Raw genomic sequence first — 18089 nt, forward strand, 5'->3', positions numbered from 1 at the left:
CTGTATTGGTTAAGGAAATACTTTGATTCTAAGTCTGTGGTTACGTTAAAAATGTAGGCCGCAGATTATACAGATTAAAAAGGATTATTTTTTAGATGCTGCTTAATTTTAATCTGTATAATCTGTGGCAAAAAAAATTAAACACATAGAAACATAGATTTTTTACTTGATAAAGAATAACAAAAAAAGCCAGCTTTTAAAACATAGTGATTATGTGAATTAATGCAAGTGAAACGCCTTTTTCAACACTTTCAAAAACTATGTTTCTATGTGTTAAAAATTAAGCGCCGCGTTCATCAATAAAAATCTGTGGCAAAAAAAAGACAACAATGAATAAAATTACCTCACAAACAAGAATAGCCGCATTTGGAGAATTATTACTTCGGATGAATGTTGCCAATGGAAACCGGTTTACGCAGGCAGATGAAATAAAGGTTCATGTTGGCGGTGCCGAAGCCAATGTTTGTGTTTTACTTTCGCAGCTCGGAATCCAAACCGATTATATCAGCCGATTGCCCCAAAACGATCTGGCACAACTGGGTTTAAACGAACTTCAAAAATACAAAGTCAATACTTCAAAATGTGTTTATGGCGGGGAACGTTTGGGCTTATATTTTGTCGAATCCGGAAATCAAATCAGACAATCGCAGGTTATTTACGACAGAAGCAATTCGTCTTTTGCAACGATTCAAAAAGATCAAATTAACTGGAATGAAGTTTTAGAAGATGTTACGCATTTTCACTGGTCAGGAATAAGTCCGGGAGTTTCAAACGAAGCAGGTCTGGCTTGTAAAGAAGCAATTTTGACAGCGCATAAAAAAGGTTTACCTATTTCTTCTGATTTTAATTACAGATCAAAATTATGGCAGTACGGAAAACATCCGTCTGAAATTATGCCCGATTTATTACAATACAGCACTATAACCGTTGCCGACTTAGACGCAATTGAAATTTACTTCGGAATCAAAACCGATAAAAATGAATCTGATGCAGCACGTTTTCAAAAAACCTTCGAATTATTAAAAGCAAAAATGCCTTTTCTAAAAACACTTGCCATGAGTTTTAGAAAATCAGACGGGCCGGCACATTTATACAAAGGCTTATTGATGCATGAAGGCAATTTTTACCAAACGCCGGAACATAAAATACACATTGTAACAGACCAAATTGGTTCCGGAGATGCTTTTAATGCCGGATTACTATACGGATTATCCAATAAATTATCCACTCAGGAATGTATCGAATGGGCCACAGCCTGCGGTGTAATCAAACAAAGTATACACGGAGATTTTGCCATAAGCACTCTGGACGAAATACGTCATTTTATTAAAAATGGTTCAAGCAATAGAATTAACAGATAAAAAAATAATATGTACAGCATTTTAAAAACGCAAGGTGTACTTCCGTTAGTAACCCAAATCAATATCCAAACAGCCCAAATCGTATTGCAATCAGCGGCTGATGCTGGCATAAAAATTATCGAGTTCGCAGCTCGTGCAGATAATGCAAAAGAAGTTTTTGCACAAATGACAGCTTTTAAAAAAGAAAACAATTTAGATGTAAAAATAGCGGTGGGATCTATTTTAAGTGTAGCCGATGCCGAAACTTATCATCAATTGGGCGCAGATTGTATTATCTGTCCGCACACTGATCTGGAAATTGGCAATTATTGTTTTAAAAACAATATTTACTGGATTCCCGGTGCCGCAACCTTAAATGAAATTCTTCATGCCAACAAACTGGGAGCCGAAGTAGTAAAACTTTTTCCGGCTGATAAAATTGGCGGACCGGGATATGTAAAAGCAATAAGAGCGCCTTTCCCAAATTTAAAAATAATGCCCACAGGAGGCGTAACTCTTGAAGAAAGCAATTTAAAATCATGGTTTAAATCTGGAGTGGTATGCGTTGGAATTGGTTCAAATTTATTTTCAAAAGAAATGCTTTTGAATTTAAATTATGAAGAAGCGCTGCAGGCTTTTCAAAATTTAATTGAAGTAGTAGAAAAAACAAGAAACTAAGTTATGGAAGAAAATTGGTGGAAAATTAAATCTGATATCTTAATTGATACGCCGTTTTTAGCTGTTTACGAAGATCGTATCCGGTTTAATCTGGAGCGTCTTATTGGCTCAGTAAGCGGTGACACACAAAAACTAAGACCTCATATTAAAACACATAAGATTGGCGAAATTCTGGAATTGTTTAAAATCTATAATATCAAAAAGATAAAATGTGCCACAATTGCCGAAGCTGAACTTGCAGCAATTCACGAAATTCCAGATGTTCTTCTCGCTTATCAGCCTGTTGGAATTAAAAAGGAAAGATGGATTTCGCTGCTTCAAAAATATCCGGATACTTATTTTTCGACTATTGTCGACAATTTGGAATCGGCGAAAGCCTTAAATGAAACTGCTAAAGAAAACAGCCTGAAACTGAATGTTTATCTGGATTTAAATACCGGAATGAACAGAACCGGATTCTCCATTTTACAAGATTGGACAGCTTTAATTGATAAAATTGTTAAGTTAAAAAATCTTCATTTTGAAGGCATTCATATTTACGACGGTCATTTAAAAGGAACCGTTGAAGAACGAACCAATACAGCTTCAAACTCATTTTCTGAAATAAAAGAAAAAGCAGAAGCGATTGGGCAAAAACTGGGTTACGAATTAAAAATTGTTGCCGGAGGTTCTAATACATTTCCTTTTTATGCAGCTCAGGAAAACGTAGAATGCAGTCCTGGAACTTTTGTTTTTTGGGATTTTAATTATCAATCTAATTTACCGGAACAAAATTTTAAACCTGCTTTGGTAATCGTTGGAACCATCATTTCAAAACCAACAAATTCTACGCTTTGTATTGATATTGGCTACAAAGCCGTTTCTTCAGAAAATCCAATCGATAAACGATTGGTGATTTTAAATGATGAAAATCTGATTCCTACAGCACATTCTGAAGAACATTTGATTTTGGAAAACCGAGGAAAAAACGAGTATAAAATTGGTGACACTATTTATGCGCTTCCTTATCATGTCTGCCCTACCTGCGCACTTTATGATGCTGTTCAGGTTGTAAATAAAGGACATCAAATTTGTGATCAGTGGAAAGTTGCGGCCCGAAGCAGAGAAATTAGTATATAAATTTAAGTCAAAAATATATGTTTATAATAGATGCCCATTTAGACCTGAGCATGAATGCAATGGAATGGAATCGTGATTTAAGAAATGATGTTCCCTCGCTGCGCGGTTTAGAAAAAGGAATGACCGACAAACCAGACCGCGAACGCGCAACGGTTTCATTTCCTGATTTACGCAAAGGCAATATAGGAATTGTAGTAGCTACGCAAATTGCAAGATTTGTAAAACCAGACAGTTTAATTCCGGGCTGGAATTCTACTGAGCAAGCCTGGGCACAAACACAAGGACAGCTGGCGTGGTACAAAGCCATGGAAGAAGCCGGAGAAATAACCCAAATTACAGATAAAAAATCACTCCAGAAACAAATTGATTTATGGAACGACGGAACGCCAAATGATAAAAAATCAATTGGCTATATTTTGAGTTTAGAAGGCGCTGATTCTATAATCGATATTTCGTATTTAGAAAAAGCCTACAATTACGGATTACGTGCGATTGGCCCTGCACATTACGGCCCCGGACGTTATGCAAACGGAACGGACGCAACCGGAAAAATGAATCAAAACGGAATTGATTTATTAAAAGAAATGGAACGCCTGAATATTATTCTGGATGCAACGCATTTATGTGATGATGCTTTTTGGCAGGCTTTAGATCATTATAACGGCCCCGTTTGGGCAAGTCATAATAATTGCAGGAGCCTGGTTGATCATAATCGCCAATACAGCGACGAAATGATTAAAGCTTTAATTTCTAGAGGAGCCGTTATTGGCGGTGCTTTAGATGCGTGGATGCTGGTTCCAAATTGGGAAAGAGGTGTTTCGATGCCGTTAGAAATGAATTGCAATCTTGAAACTGTTTTCAAACACATGGATCACATTTGTCAATTGGCCGGAAATGCGAATCACATTGGCGTAGGTTCAGATTTGGATGGTGCTTTTGGTACAGAACAATCTCCGTATGATTTAAATACGATTGCTGATTTACAAAAATTGGTTCTGATTTTTAAAAACCACGGCTATTCTGATGAAGATTTAAATAAAATCTTTCACCAAAACTGGATCAATTTTTTAATGAAGAATTGGGATTAAATAAAAACTAAACTTGGAACTGCCTTCTTATACGCTTGTAATTTTTCGTCGCTGGGATCAACTTCCGTAACCACGTAATCTACCTCAGATAAGCTGGCAATTTTCATTTTTAGAACCGTATCCAGTTTTTCAGAAATCGTAAGAATCGCTGTTTTTTCTGAAGCCTGAATCATTGCTTTTTTAACCTGAACCGTTTCCCAGTCAGAATCTGAGAAACCGCCTTCAATATCTAAAGCATTGGTTCCTAATATTAATAAATCGACTTTAATATTAGCAAGTTGATTGTAAACGTCGCCGCTCACACACATTTGGCTGTACGAAGAAATGCTGCCGCCAATCATGATAATTTTAACGTTGGGTTTGTCTAAAAGTTCAACCGCAGACAAAACGGTAACCGTAAAAATAGTCAGATTTAAATCATTAGGAATTAAACGAATGAATTCTCTAATTGTCGTTCCGCCGCCAATTAGTAAAACCATTCCGTCACGAAGAAGGCCTAATGTTTTTTGCGCAATAATTTGTTTAGATTCGCCCGCATAAGTCTGATTTGATGAAGAATGGTGATACGCTTTTGTCATCGCGCCGCCTTTTACTTTAATCAATAAAGATTCTGACTCAAGTTCATTTATATCACGTCTTACAGTATCTTCAGAAACAAATAATTTAGCCGAAAGGGTTTCAAAACTTACACGAGTATGCAAGTTAATCTCTTTTAAAATAAGATTTTTACGTTCTTCTTTAGTGTAATTAACCACTTCATTATCATTATTCATGCGAATTCTTTTTTTGAACAAATGTAAACAATAAATGCAATATTCTTGCGAAACAAATTATAACACAAAGTAATTAAAAAGTTAATCACACTATTTTAAAGACATTTACACACAAATACCTTTTGCAAAAAAAATGCAAACTAACTAACAAACCTTAAATTTGTTTAACAAAACAAAAAAGTAACCATGCAAAAAAGTATATTTCATCTTTTGATTTTCTGTTTCTGTTTCGGAAATGCGCAAAGTACTCCTGATAACACTTTGATAATTCCGGCTCCCAATTTTTATAAAACAAACGGAGACAGTATCCGCATAAACGGAAAAATCAAAATTGCATTCGACAAAAATAAATACAGCGCAAAAGAATTAAAAACTGCACAAATTTTTGAGTCGGCTGTAAATGCAAATACACCAAATAAAAAGAGCAATATTGAAGTTTTGTTTATTGCCGAAAAACCATCGCCGGCTTCAAAAAAAGAAGGCTATAAAATCAATATTTCTTCCAAAAAAATAACCGTTACCGGAAGTGAAGAGGGATTATTTTATGCGGTTCAGAGTTTATTGCAGCTTTTGCCGAACCAGCCCAAAAATCAGGAAATAAAATTACCATTTGTAACCATCGAAGACGAGCCCAGATACGACTACCGCGGACTTCACCTTGATGTGTGCCGTCATTTTTTTCCTGTCAATGTTATAAAAGATTTTATCGCACAAATGTCGTATTATAAATTAAATAATTTTCATTGGCATTTAACCGATGATCAGGGCTGGAGAATTGAAATAAAAAAATACCCAAAACTTACCGAAGTCGGGTCTAAAAGAGCACAGACTTTAGTAGGCAATAAATTTGAACGATTCCCTTATTTTTTTGATGGAAATCCATACGGCGGATTTTATACTCAGGAAGAAATTAAAGACGTTGTAAAATTTGCCGAAGACCATTATGTAAATATTATTCCCGAAATCGAAATGCCGGGTCATGCCACTGCGGCTGTAACGGCTTATCCAAATCTATCTTGTTTTCCGGATCGAAATTATAAAGTTGTAGAATCATGGGGCGTTTTTGAAGATATTTTTTGTGCCGGAAAAGAAGAAACTTTTACTTTTTTAGAAGATGTTTTAACCGAAGTTATGGCTTTATTTCCGAGTAAATACATTCATATTGGCGGAGACGAATGCCCAAAAGCAAGATGGAAAGAATGTCCGAACTGCCAAAAGAGAATTGCAGCTTTAGGTTTAAAAGACGAACATGAACTTCAAAGCTATTTAACAACACGAATTGAAAAATTCCTAAACGCAAACGGAAGACAAATCCTGGGCTGGGACGAAATGCTGGAAGGCGGACTTGCGCCAAATACAGCCGTGATGTCATGGCGAGGCGAATCTGGCGGAATAAGTGCCGCAAAACAAAAGCATTTTGTAATTATGAATCCGGAACAAGTGCTGTATCTGGATTATAACCAAGGTTATTCTCCTCAGGAACCGTTAACAATTGGGAGATTAACAACGGTTGAAAAAATATACAATTACAATCCAACTCCTGTAGACAGCTTAACGGTTGAGGAGCAAAAATACATTATGGGTGTACAGTCTAATCTTTGGTCTGAATATTTGACAACTCCTGCGAAATTAAATTATATGATTTATCCGAGAGTTTTTGCTTTAGCCGAAATTGCGTGGACTGAACCCAAAAACAAAAATTACAACCGTTTTATTCTAAATCAAATTCCGCATCATTTAGAGAAACTGGAAGCGCAAAAAAGAATGTACAAAGTTCCAATTCCTTTTGGGTCTGAAGAAACCGCTTTAATTGCATCAAACTATATTTTAGACTTAAAACCCACAATTAAAAACGGGCAGATTTTCTACACAGTTGATGGTTACAATCCCGATGAAACGGCAGAACTTTATACTAAACCTGTAACGATACATATTCCAAAAGGAGAATTCCGAATTATAAAAACAGTCCAAATCAGTCCGAGCGGCAAAAAAAGTTCGATCAGTAAAATATTAGTTCGAAATCCGGATTTGAAACCGGCCTTAGCAGTAAAACCAACAAAAAGAGGTTTGAAATTCGATTATTATACCGGAACTTTTCAGCAGGTTCAGGATTTGGAATTGGCAAAATCTGTTAATTCGGGCATTTTTGGAGGCAAAATAAGTGCTGAAAAATGGAAAACGAAATTAGAGCGTTATATCGGCTTAAAATTTGACGGCTATATCTTTATCCCAGAAACAGCAAATTATACAATTTCAACGCTTTCTGATGACGGATCGAAGCTTTTTATAGACAATGAATTAGTTGTAAACAACGACGGCATACATTGGCTTAATGAAGCTTACGGAGTTGTTAAACTAGAAAAAGGATTTCATAAAATCAACATCAGCTATTTTGATCAGATTGGAGGCACTACTTTAACTTGTTTTATCCAGCAGGAAGGAAAAGAAAAACAGGAAATCAGTGAATCGCAGTTGTATTATGAATAAAACAAAAGATTGCATGAAAGAATAACTCTTTTGATTCGACGTAATAACCTATAACATTTTATCCCCAAACCCCAGCGGGGTTAAATATTTATAGATTTTAAATAAGACAACCAAAAAAGCTCCAGAGGAGCGGCATGTTTTTTATAATCTAAATATATGTCACTCCTCTGGAGCTTTACATTACAAACATTTATTCTTTGCTATAAATATTTTGCTTCTCCGAAGCTTAAAAAAGCACCGGGGTAAAAATTTATAGAATGTCATAAACAAACAAAAAACGCTTCCGTCGTAACGGAAGCGTTTTTTTAAATATACTAAATTGTACGTATTATCCTTTCAAGCTTGCTGCTAAATACTCACGGTTCATGCGTGCGATATTTTCAAGCGAAATTCCTTTTGGACATTCGATTTCACAAGCTCCTGTATTTGTACAGTTACCAAAACCTTCTAAATCCATTTGGTGAACCATGTTTAATACACGGTCAGTTGCTTCAACTTTACCTTGTGGCAATAATGCATATTGAGAAACTTTTGCAGAAACGAATAACATTGCCGAAGAGTTTTTACAAGTTGCAACACAAGCTCCACATCCAATACAAGCTGCAGCGTCAAATGATTTATCTGCGTCGTCTTTTGGAATTGGAATAGTATTCGCGTCGATTGTATTTCCTGAAGTATTTACAGAGATAAATCCTCCTGCATGTTGAATTCTGTCAAAAGAACTTCTATCAACAACTAAATCTTTAATTACCGGGAAAGCTTTTGCTCTAAATGGTTCGATAAAAATTGTATCGCCATCTTTAAACATACGCATGTGTAACTGACAAGTTGTAACACCTCTGTCTGGTCCGTGCGCTTCACCGTTAATGAATAAAGAGCACATTCCGCAGATTCCTTCACGACAATCGTGGTCAAATGCTACAGGCTCTTCTCCTTTGTTAATTAAACCTTCGTTAAGAACGTCTAACATTTCAAGGAAAGACATATCCGGCTCGATTCCATCAATAGGATATTCTACAATCCCTCCTTTATCTTGAGCGTTTTTTTGACGCCATATTTTTAATGTAAGTTTCATACTGTTTGAGTTTGAAAGTCATCAAGTCGAAAGTCGAAAGTCGCTTGGCACATTCTGCCTTTTGACTTTAAAACTTTGGGCTTTCGACCAAATTCTTATTTATAGCTACGCTGTACTAATTTAATGTTTTCGTAATTAAGTGGTTCTTTGTGTAATACCGCATCACTTGGTTTTCCTTTGTATTCCCAAGCAGCAACGTATGCAAAGTTTTCATCGTCACGAAGTGCTTCTCCTTCTTCTGTCTGGTATTCCTCACGGAAGTGACCTCCACAAGATTCGTTACGGTGTAAAGCATCTTTAGCGAACAATTCTCCTAATTCTAAGAAATCGGCAACACGAGTTGCTTTTTCTAATTCCTGATTAAATTCGTAAGCGCTTCCAGGAACTTTTACATCTCTATAAAACTCTTCACGTAAAGCGGCAATTTCTTCGATAGCTTCAGTTAAACCTTTAGCGTTACGAGCCATACCTACTTTATCCCACATGATTTTTCCAAGTTTTTTGTGGAAATAATCTACAGAATGTTTACCATTGTTATTGATGAATTTATTGATTTGATCTACAACTGCTTTTTCAGCTTCAACGAATTCAGGTAAGTCTGTAGAAATTTCTCCCATTTTAATATCCGGAGCTAAATAATCTCCAATAGTATAAGGAAGTACAAAATATCCATCTGCTAAACCTTGCATTAAAGCAGAAGCTCCAAGTCTGTTTGCTCCGTGATCAGAGAAGTTAGATTCTCCAATTGAGAAACATCCAGGAATCGTAGTCATTAAGTTATAATCAACCCAAGTTCCACCCATTGTGTAGTGAACCGCTGGATAAATCATCATTGGCGTTACATAAGGATCTTCGTCAACGATTTTCAAGTACATTTGGAATAAGTTTCCGTATTTACTTTTTACGATTGCTGTTCCTAATTTAGTAACTAAAGCACTGTCATTAGCATCTAAACCTTTTACGTAAGCTTCTTCAGTTCCGTAACGTTTAATTGCTGCTGCGAAATCTAAGTAAACTGCTTCACCTGTTTTGTTAACTCCAAAACCAGCGTCACATCTTTCTTTAGCCGCACGAGACGCAACGTCACGAGGAACCAAGTTACCAAACGCAGGATATCTTCTTTCTAAGAAATAATCTCTTTCTTCTTCAGATAAATCTGTTGCTTTTTTCTTTCCTTCACGGATAGCTTTTGCATCTTCCAAGTTTTTAGGTACCCAAATACGACCGTCATTACGTAAAGATTCAGACATCAAAGTCAGTTTTGACTGGTGATCTCCTGAAACCGGAATACATGTTGGGTGAATTTGTGTGTAACAAGGATTTGCGAAAAACGCTCCTTTTTTATGAATTTTCCAAGCTGCTGTTGCGTTACTTCCCATAGCATTTGTTGAAAGGAAAAATACGTTTCCGTATCCTCCAGAACCAATTACTACAGCATGAGCAGAATGTCTTTCTATTTTTCCTGTAATTAAGTCACGAGCGATAATACCTCTCGCTTTTCCGTTCACGATTACAATGTCAAGCATTTCGTGACGGTTGTACATTTTAATTTTTCCACGACCAATTTGACGGTTCATTGCAGAATAAGCTCCTAACAATAATTGCTGTCCAGTTTGTCCTTGTGCGTAAAATGTACGAGAAACCAAAGTTCCTCCAAAAGAACGGTTATCTAAAAGTCCGCCGTATTCACGAGCCAATGGCACACCTTGAGCCACACATTGGTCAATAATATTTGCAGAAACTTCAGCCAAACGGTGAACGTTGGCCTCACGTGCACGGTAGTCACCTCCTTTTACAGTATCGTAGAACAATCTGTAAACTGAGTCACCATCACCTTTATAATTTTTTGCTGCGTTGATACCTCCTTGTGCAGCAATAGAGTGCGCACGACGTGGAGAATCTTGGAAGCAGAATGCTTTTACGTTATATCCTAGCTCAGCCAAAGTAGCCGCAGCCGAACCTCCAGCTAAACCTGTACCAACTACAATAATATCTAAATTACGTTTGTTAGCAGGGTTTACTAAATTAATATGATCTTTATAATTTGTCCATTTGTCCGCTATAGGACCATTTGGAATTTTTGAATCTAATGCCATTATAATTGATATTAATTATTGTTTGAAATGATGAAATAAAGCGATAATTACGAAAGCTGCAGGAACTACCACTGCAAACCAGTAACCTACTTTCGCTAAAAATCTAGAGTATTTGTTGTGCATCCCTACAGATTGAAGAGAAGATGCAAACCCGTGCCATAAGTGAAATCCTAAAAGAATGAAAGACACACAGTATAATGCTGTACGAACCGGGCTTTGAAATTTATGAACTAACTCTCCATAATACCTTGTAGCATCTGGTGCTGTACCAGCTATATATTTATAGCTGACTTCAGGAAACCAGAAATCATAGAAATGCAATCCTAAGAAAGCCAAAATAACCAATCCAGAAATAATCATATTTCTAGAACTCCAAGAAGCGTTTGCAGCTCCGTTGTATTTAGCATATGCAATTGGTCTTGCCGCGCTGTTTTGAGCAGTAAGTACAAATCCCATTACGAAATGGAAAATTACTCCAAATGCCAAAACTGGCTGCATTACATATTGTATCAGCGGATTGTATCCCATAAAGTGAGAAGCCTCGTTAAAAACGTCTTCACTCAAAATAGAAATAAAGTTTAAGGAAACATGCAGCGCTAAAAACGTGATTAAGAATATTCCCGAAAGAGCCATAGCTACTTTCTTTAAGATGGAAGCATTCAATAGTGCAGATTGTGCCATAAGTGTTTAAGTAGTTTGTTTTAAAAAATTAGACAAAAATAACTCAATTACAAAAGAACTACAACCATTTCGCTGTTATTTATAATGATTTTAAAATAGATTAAAAATACGTACTTTTACGTACAATAATTAAGCTGCTTAAAAATAATTTACTATAGAAGCCCCAAAGCAATGCTTTTCAAGCCTTAAAAGAAAAAACCTATTCTAAGTAGATTACTAAAAATTTATCATATTGTTATTTTATTCAAAGTTTTGATTTGTTTTCTTCAAAAGTGTTCTATGTCTTAAATTTTATCAAAGTAAAAAATTGTCATTCCGCAACATAGTTTTACCTTTAGCGGCTCAAAAATTTAAGAATGAAAACAGGAATTGATGCTATATCGTTTGATGTAGCAAACATACATTTACCCATAAAAACTTTGGCAATAGCCCGAAATATTGAACCAGAAAAATTAGAAAAAGGTCTTGGATTGCTAAAAATGACTTTCCCGGACGTTCATCAGGACGCGGTTGTTTTTGGAGCAAATGCTTTAACCAAGCTTATCATTGATAATAAAATTGATTTAAAAGAAATAAGCCGAATCTATGTTGGTACCGAAAGCGGTATTGACAGCTCTAAACCCATTGCTTCTTATTTAATTAGTTTAATGGAGCAGAAATTTGGCGAAGATTCATTAGCAGAATGTGATGTTGTAGATTTCACTTTTGCTTGTATTGGTGGAGTTGATGCGATGCAAAACTGTCTAGATTTTGTAAAACTGAATCCAACTAAAAAAGCAATTGTAGTTACTTCTGATTTTGCAAAATACGATTTAAATTCAGGAGGAGAATACACTCAAGGAGCTGGAGCGGTTGCCATGTTAATTGCTTCAAACCCAAAAATTATTGCTTTTGATGACAATTGGGCGACGAGCACAAAAGGCGTTTTTGATTTCTTTAAACCATATAGGACTATCTCAAAAGAGGAAATTACTAAAAACACCAACAACGATTCTTGGTTTGACAATTTAGAAGCCGAAATCGAAATCCATAAAGACCAGCCGGTTTTTGACGGACAATATTCTAACCAATGCTACATGGATCGTACGCGAAATGCTTACTTTTCATTCAAAAAATTAAAAAACACTACCGAAACATTATACAATACTTGGCACAGTATTGTAATGCACCTGCCATATTCTTTCCAGGGAAGAAGAATGTTATCTGAAATCTATGCTTTAGACAATGCCGAAAAAATCATCGCCGATGATATTGCACCAGCCGATTATCAGATAAAAATTAAAGAGGTAGCAAAATCTGATGACTACAGAAATTTTGTAACCGAGAAATTACAACCTGCAGAATTGGCTTCTTCATTAATTGGAAACCTTTATACAGGTTCTATTTTTATGGGATTGTTATCGACTCTGGCTCATTTTTATGACACCAACAAAGAAGTTGCAGGAACTAAATTTGGCTTCCTTGCCTACGGAAGCGGCTCTAAATCGAAAGTTTTTGAAGGAACAATTCAGCCAGACTGGAAATTGGCTTTAGAAAACGTAAAACTTTTTGAAAATTTAGCCGAAAGCACAGAAATTGATTTCAACACTTACGAAAGCCTTCATAAAAAAGAACAAAAACAAAGCGTAAGAACTCCGAAAAACGAATGGGTTCTTGACCGAATTGAAAAAGAGATTCCTGTTTTAATTGGGGCGAGATATTATAAATGGATTGATTAAGAAATTTGAAATTCTAATAAAAAAGCCGAAGCAATTGCTTCGGTTTTTTGTTTTTATACCATACCGTTTGTCATCCTGAGCGAAGTCGAAGGACACGTTAGTAGCTCTACAAAGATTGGCGATTTTGCATGTCGAATTACTAGCGTGTCCTTCGACTTCGCTCAGGATGACATTCTTTGCGCCTAGAAAACCTTTGTCAAAGTTTAAAACTTTGACAAAGGTTGCAACAAATAGAAAACATTCTATAATTATCTCATTGACTAATTTTCTAATTAGAAAAATCAATCCTTCTTATGCTGTTCAGTATAATTTTGATTTCCTTTAATTCTAGCATCTTCCGTATGCATTCCGTTTGCCATTCCTAGCATAAAGGCTGTAATTACGATTATAAGTTTTCTTTTTATCCAATGAAGAAGTGGTCGCTTAGATTGCTCCAAACGAGAATTTTTATTTTGTTTATACATTTTAAGAATGATAAATGATTAGACATTATTGAATCATCTATGCTCAGAAATAAATTTTCTTAAGCGCTGTATAAACTTTTAGCGAAGTGTTTTGAAGTGATTATTTCATTTATAAAAACAGATTGATTTATAAATGATGTTAGTTCTTGATGAAGCAGATTTTGAATCTTCAGCAGTTTCTTAATTTGAAAAGTAAAAACAGTTTCGGTTTTGAGAAAATTCAAAACAATTGAAAATCTTATTTCATTCCAAAAAACAGCTTGTCCGAATTTATATAAACGAGAACTTTTAAGCTCTATTTCTTTTCTTAAAACTACAAACGAAGAGTGATAGTATTCTGCCGATTTAGATTGAGAATATAAAGTACCATCTCCCGCAATCACGACAAAAGTCAGAAAGAGTGCGATTAAGTATTTTATATGTTTTTTCAACCTTTTAAGTTTTATATTATAAAACGAAAATACGAATTTTATTCGTTCAGCACTTTTTCGGCTTCGTTTTTATAAAGAAGCAATCCCAGTCCTAACACAAAAACCGCACAACTCAAAACCATCAAAATTCCATTTTTTAAAGCAAAAAAGGAAACTCCCACAGCAGCCGAACCAACAATTACCATCAAAGACTTTACCGTTTCTGTTTTTATAAAAGTAAATGCATGCAAAGCCAAACCAAGAAAAAGTAAAGACGGACCAACAGCCACAAACGGATAAAAAATCAATGGTGAATTGCTGATATGCTGCCCTAATGCTTCTTTTGCAGTTTCATTATTTCCGTAACTTGACATTATAAAATCGATTGTACAAAGTCCGATATGCGCAATAACGCCTAAAGCTGTCAAAACAGAAGCGACTTTATTTGTCTTTGTTTTAGGAAATGCGTCATTAAAAGACAACAAAAAACAAGCCCCAATTAAATTAAACCAATGTGCAAAATCTATCGATTCGCTTAAACTTGGTAAAAGTTTAGAAAAGAATAAGTAACTGATTAGAAAAAATAGTAATCCAATTAAGCAGCGATGTTTTGTATTCATGGTTTGTTTTCTCAACTTTTATTATTTATAAATCGTAAACTTATTATGACTCAAAGTAAAACCCAAATTCTCATAAATCGCTACATTCTCAACTCGCTTTTTATTTGTCGTTACTTCTATACTTTTCAATTCATTTTGTTCTGCAAAATCTAAAATTTCATTTATCAATACTCTTCCAACGCCTTGACCACGATATTTTTGATGAATAAAAAACTCCTGAATTTCGCCAACCAATCCGCAATGATGAAGGAGGTTTTGGGTGTGAAAACTAATAAATCCGACACCTTCATTTTCGTTTTCGGCAATCAGATAGACATTTCTAGGATTTGAAATGTTTTCATTGAATATCGTTTCGAAAACTTCAAAATCTAAAATTTCATTTTCGAGTTCGCATATTGCTTTGTAGACGAAGTCTAGGTCTTGATTTTCTACTTTTCTGATTTTATGGTTTGATTTCATGATTCTTAGTCTAGTGAATATCTATTAATTTTAAAGTTGAATTATATCATTGTTCTTTAACTCTATCACTATTTCTTCTTCTGTAAGTTCTTCATCAAAAATCATACTTACAACAGTTCCTTGCGGTTTACCATAACGTTTCTCCAAAGCTTCAGAATTTCTAGCAATAATAGAATCATCTATCAAATTATCTAAAATTTCACGTATTAGATTCCTTGCCATTGAATCATCGATATCTTTCCAATTTTCAATGGATTCAATTATTAGTCCTTTACAAAAGCTTTCTAAATCCTGATAAGTCCAATAATTATCTAAATCATTTTGAGACACATCTTTTCCTGTCAAGCTTTTAATTATTGCTGTCACATCAGAAAATTCTGCTTCTTTATTTTCATATTTCTGAATAATTACTTTTATTTCTTCTAAATTTGTCATAACATTAATTTACAAATTCCCATAAACCACAATATAATCCGCATAAAACAATTTATCATTTAGCCAACTAATAATATCTTTCAAAAACATTTTGACTTTTTCATCATCAGTCTCAATCTGGTTTATTTTTTTGACGATTTCTTTACAGGTTTTGTTGTCAAAAAAATTATGACCTAAAACATCAAATTCATTTTCAATTAAATTATTTCGGCGATTTTTTAGCGGATAAACTGATTCAAATGCTTCTATAACAATATTAAAATCCTCAGTTTGAATAAAAACATCATTCCTTTTTTCAGTTTTATAAAATTCTCCTTCTGAATTTAACGGCCACAAAATAAAACCGATTTTAGAAACAGGATTATTTCCTGTAGTTATAACAACTAGTTTTTGATTAATTCTTTCAATCGTTTTTGCTACATCATAATTGCAAATTTGATATTCTTTTCGTGCAGTTTCTTCATCACATTCAGTTTTTTCACAAATTTCCTTAATGTTTTCATTATGAAAATCTTGTTCAGAAAGTATAACATCACCATTATTCTTCTTTAAAAGCCGAATTGCTTCGTTTAAAGGAATCGAGATTTTAGTTCTTAATATTTTTACACTTTCATTCATACTTCGTTACAAATATTCATTCAACCCAAGTCGTTCAAATTTCTGTTTGTATTTTTGAACATACTTCTTCCAATCTTCTTGATTTTTATAAACAGAAAAAGCATATTCAACGGTTTCTTTACTAAAATGATTTCCAAAAATATTATCTAAATATTCTATTCCAGAATCGATTACTTGCTTTAAAACCTGCAACTTATCAATTCCAGTTGCTTTGCAGGCTTTATCGAGCCATAATCCTTTTCCAATTTTCACATATTCTACAAGAAGGTTTTCTGTTATAAATTGAGAAGGAACATCGTTAATATCCGGTTGATGTCTTCCGTTTTTAAAAACTAACAAAATCAATTCTTCCGAATAATAATCTTCTGGAATTAATCGTAAAGTTGTACCGTTTTCGGCTGCTTTAAAACAAAGTGCTTCCGTTATAAATTCATCAGGAATTACCTGAATCGCAAAACCATCTTTGCTTACTAATTTTTCGCAGAGTTCAGAAGTTATTAAATCCTGATCGACAAACGGCAAAGCATGAAATGTAATATTCAATGCCAGATTACAAAGTTCTTCGGTTTTAAATTCTTTTTGAACCAGTTTAAGATCTCTGTAATTTGCCAAAACACGATCATGCCAATATTTATAAGTTTTAGCGGGTGGATTATTTTGTTTCAAAACCAATTCGCCTCTTGCCAAATCTCTTTCTAATTCTTCAAAAGTTTCAATTAACGGATTATCGAGTAATTTTCGAAGTTCGTTTGAGATAATTTCTTCGTCGGTTTCATCATCATATTCGCATTCGTTTTTTGGATCAATTTCATCTCTGTCATTATAATAAAACAAATCATTTTTTCTTTCTGCAAATGCTGTATTATGATCTGTAACGATAAAAACCGGAGAATTTATCAAACCCGAACAATTGAAACTTCCATGATTATAATACGTCATTACGACTTCTTTTGCTGTAACATTTCCTTTTACTTCAACATTCGCTCCGCCAAGCAAAAGACTTTGACAATTTACGCTTCCGCTAATGAAAACATACAGACCATAATCGCCTTCGCAATTAATAATTGAACCATTTACAGAGAAATTTCCATTTATAAAAATGCCTTCAATTCTTATTTCTTCGATTTTTTTAGCCGGAAGATTTAGCAATTTAGCCAGCCATTTTTTCTCCTTATCCTCATAAAGGTCTAAATAAAAACTTCCTTCAAAATTGACATCTTCTTCTGCCGTTAGAAAAAAATCTTCGTCTTCCCATTCGTCAAAATAATCAAACTTTTCATCTTCAGTTAAAAAAGGATATTTGTTCTTGATCTCGGCTATAGTAATTAATTTGAAATTGGAAGTCTGCATTTTATTGGTATTAATCGAAGTTGATTTTTTGAATATCAAGATTACACAATTCTAAATTCAAAACCAATTCGATAGTCAGAAAAATTGTATTTTTACTTTTTGAAATGTTTTTAGAAATATACTACAGAACCTTGTTTTGTACCGAAACTAAAAACCTAAAAGAATTTTAAATATCTTTGAATCATGAGCACAGCAACAAAACCAAGACACATCGGTCGAAACATTAGCCGAATTAGAGAACTGAGAGATATGAAGCAGGAAGCGCTTGCTATTGCACTTGGCGTTAGTCAGCAATCTATTTCTAATCTTGAAGGAAGTGAAAACGTTGATGATGAAAAATTAACCAGAATTGCAGAAGCTTTGGGAGTTACATCGGAAGCAATAAAAAACTTTTCTGAAGATGCTGTTTTTAATATTATTGGGAATACTTTCGAAATAGAAAACAATACTGGCTCTTCAGTAATAAGTCATGGATGTACTTTTAATCCGATTGATAAGCTTATTGAATCGTATGAAGAGAATAAAAAACTTTACCAACAGTTAATTCAAGCTGAAAAAGAAAAAGTGGCGCTTTTGGAGAAGTTGCTTGATAAGAAATAGAAATTTATTTTTATAAAAGAAAAAGCCGAAATTTTCAAATTGAAAGTTTCGGCTTTTTTATGTTTTGCTAAATTTAGA

17 protein-coding genes are annotated in these 18089 nt (G+C 34.4%); 7 read left to right on the top strand and 10 right to left on the bottom strand.

What is annotated here, in order from left to right; genetic code table 11:
* Positions 1–329 precede the first annotated feature (329 nt).
* The 4 genes from PQ462_RS22260 to PQ462_RS22275 are packed head-to-tail and all read left to right on the top strand — an operon-like array spanning position 330 to position 4225.
* Positions 330–1361: a sugar kinase gene (locus PQ462_RS22260; protein ID WP_274251626.1), complete on the top strand. Its 1032-nt coding sequence runs from the start codon at positions 330–332 to the stop codon at positions 1359–1361.
* A gap of 9 nt (positions 1362–1370) precedes the next feature.
* Positions 1371–2018: an aldolase gene (locus tag PQ462_RS22265; RefSeq protein WP_274251627.1), complete on the top strand. Its 648-nt coding sequence runs from the start codon at positions 1371–1373 to the stop codon at positions 2016–2018.
* 3 nt (positions 2019–2021) lie between these two features.
* Positions 2022–3137 carry a D-TA family PLP-dependent enzyme gene (locus PQ462_RS22270; protein ID WP_274251628.1) on the top strand — a complete coding sequence of 372 codons (1116 nt, stop codon included), beginning with the start codon at positions 2022–2024 and terminating at the stop codon, positions 3135–3137.
* 17 nt (positions 3138–3154) lie between these two features.
* On the top strand, positions 3155–4225 hold the full coding sequence (locus tag PQ462_RS22275; protein WP_274251629.1) for a dipeptidase: 1071 nt from the start codon (positions 3155–3157) through the stop codon (positions 4223–4225).
* Here PQ462_RS22275 and PQ462_RS22280 read toward each other — a convergent pair.
* Positions 4222–4998, bottom strand: a complete 777-nt coding sequence (locus tag PQ462_RS22280; RefSeq protein WP_274251630.1) for a DeoR/GlpR family DNA-binding transcription regulator — start codon at positions 4996–4998, stop codon at positions 4222–4224. The two genes, PQ462_RS22275 and PQ462_RS22280, sit on opposite strands and share 4 nt — an antisense overlap.
* 186 nt (positions 4999–5184) lie before the next feature.
* On the opposite strand from PQ462_RS22280, the gene PQ462_RS22285 reads away from it, so the two are divergent.
* Positions 5185–7485, top strand: a complete 2301-nt coding sequence (locus PQ462_RS22285) for a family 20 glycosylhydrolase (RefSeq protein ID WP_274251631.1) — start codon at positions 5185–5187, stop codon at positions 7483–7485.
* Positions 7486–7813: 328 nt separating this feature from the next.
* Here the strand turns inward: PQ462_RS22285 and PQ462_RS22290 are convergent, their stop codons facing one another.
* The 3 genes from PQ462_RS22290 to PQ462_RS22300 form a co-directional block, all read right to left on the bottom strand.
* Positions 7814–8560: a succinate dehydrogenase/fumarate reductase iron-sulfur subunit gene (locus PQ462_RS22290; RefSeq protein ID WP_012022764.1), complete on the bottom strand. Its 747-nt coding sequence runs from the start codon at positions 8558–8560 to the stop codon at positions 7814–7816.
* Positions 8561–8655: 95 nt separating this feature from the next.
* Positions 8656–10656, bottom strand: coding sequence for a fumarate reductase/succinate dehydrogenase flavoprotein subunit (locus tag PQ462_RS22295; protein WP_274251632.1), 2001 nt, complete (start codon positions 10654–10656; stop codon positions 8656–8658).
* 15 nt (positions 10657–10671) lie between these two features.
* Complete coding sequence (locus tag PQ462_RS22300; RefSeq protein ID WP_073410388.1) at positions 10672–11337, bottom strand: succinate dehydrogenase cytochrome b subunit; 666 nt, start codon at positions 11335–11337, stop codon at positions 10672–10674.
* A 356-nt stretch (positions 11338–11693) separates the two neighbouring features.
* On the opposite strand from PQ462_RS22300, the gene PQ462_RS22305 reads away from it, so the two are divergent.
* The gene (locus tag PQ462_RS22305; RefSeq protein WP_274251633.1) at positions 11694–13055 is read left to right on the top strand and encodes a hydroxymethylglutaryl-CoA synthase family protein; all 1362 of its coding nucleotides are present in this window, start codon (positions 11694–11696) and stop codon (positions 13053–13055) included.
* 523 nt (positions 13056–13578) lie between these two features.
* Here the strand turns inward: PQ462_RS22305 and PQ462_RS22315 are convergent.
* From PQ462_RS22315 to PQ462_RS22340, 6 genes are read right to left on the bottom strand one after another with little or no spacing between them, the layout of a single operon-like run.
* On the bottom strand, positions 13579–13950 hold the full coding sequence (locus PQ462_RS22315) for a hypothetical protein (protein WP_274251635.1): 372 nt from the start codon (positions 13948–13950) through the stop codon (positions 13579–13581).
* 38 nt (positions 13951–13988) lie between these two features.
* Positions 13989–14549, bottom strand: coding sequence for a hypothetical protein (locus PQ462_RS22320; protein ID WP_274251636.1), 561 nt, complete (start codon positions 14547–14549; stop codon positions 13989–13991).
* Between the two features lie 21 nt (positions 14550–14570).
* On the bottom strand, positions 14571–15008 hold the full coding sequence (locus tag PQ462_RS22325) for a GNAT family N-acetyltransferase (RefSeq protein WP_274251638.1): 438 nt from the start codon (positions 15006–15008) through the stop codon (positions 14571–14573).
* Positions 15009–15038: 30 nt separating this feature from the next.
* Positions 15039–15443 carry a hypothetical protein gene (locus PQ462_RS22330; RefSeq protein ID WP_274251639.1) on the bottom strand — a complete coding sequence of 135 codons (405 nt, stop codon included), beginning with the start codon at positions 15441–15443 and terminating at the stop codon, positions 15039–15041.
* 9 nt (positions 15444–15452) lie between these two features.
* Positions 15453–16061, bottom strand: coding sequence for a hypothetical protein (locus tag PQ462_RS22335; protein ID WP_274251640.1), 609 nt, complete (start codon positions 16059–16061; stop codon positions 15453–15455).
* Between the two features lie 6 nt (positions 16062–16067).
* Entirely contained in the window at positions 16068–17450 is a 1383-nt protein-coding gene (locus PQ462_RS22340; RefSeq protein ID WP_274251641.1) for a polymer-forming cytoskeletal protein, read from the bottom strand.
* 144 nt (positions 17451–17594) lie between these two features.
* Between PQ462_RS22340 and PQ462_RS22345 the strand changes: the two genes are divergently transcribed.
* Positions 17595–18011, top strand: a complete 417-nt coding sequence (locus PQ462_RS22345; RefSeq protein ID WP_274251642.1) for a helix-turn-helix domain-containing protein — start codon at positions 17595–17597, stop codon at positions 18009–18011.
* Positions 18012–18089: the final 78 nt, after the last annotated feature.

It is taken from the genome of Flavobacterium sp. KACC 22758, from assembly GCF_028736135.1.
Lineage (GTDB): Bacteria > Bacteroidota > Bacteroidia > Flavobacteriales > Flavobacteriaceae > Flavobacterium > Flavobacterium johnsoniae.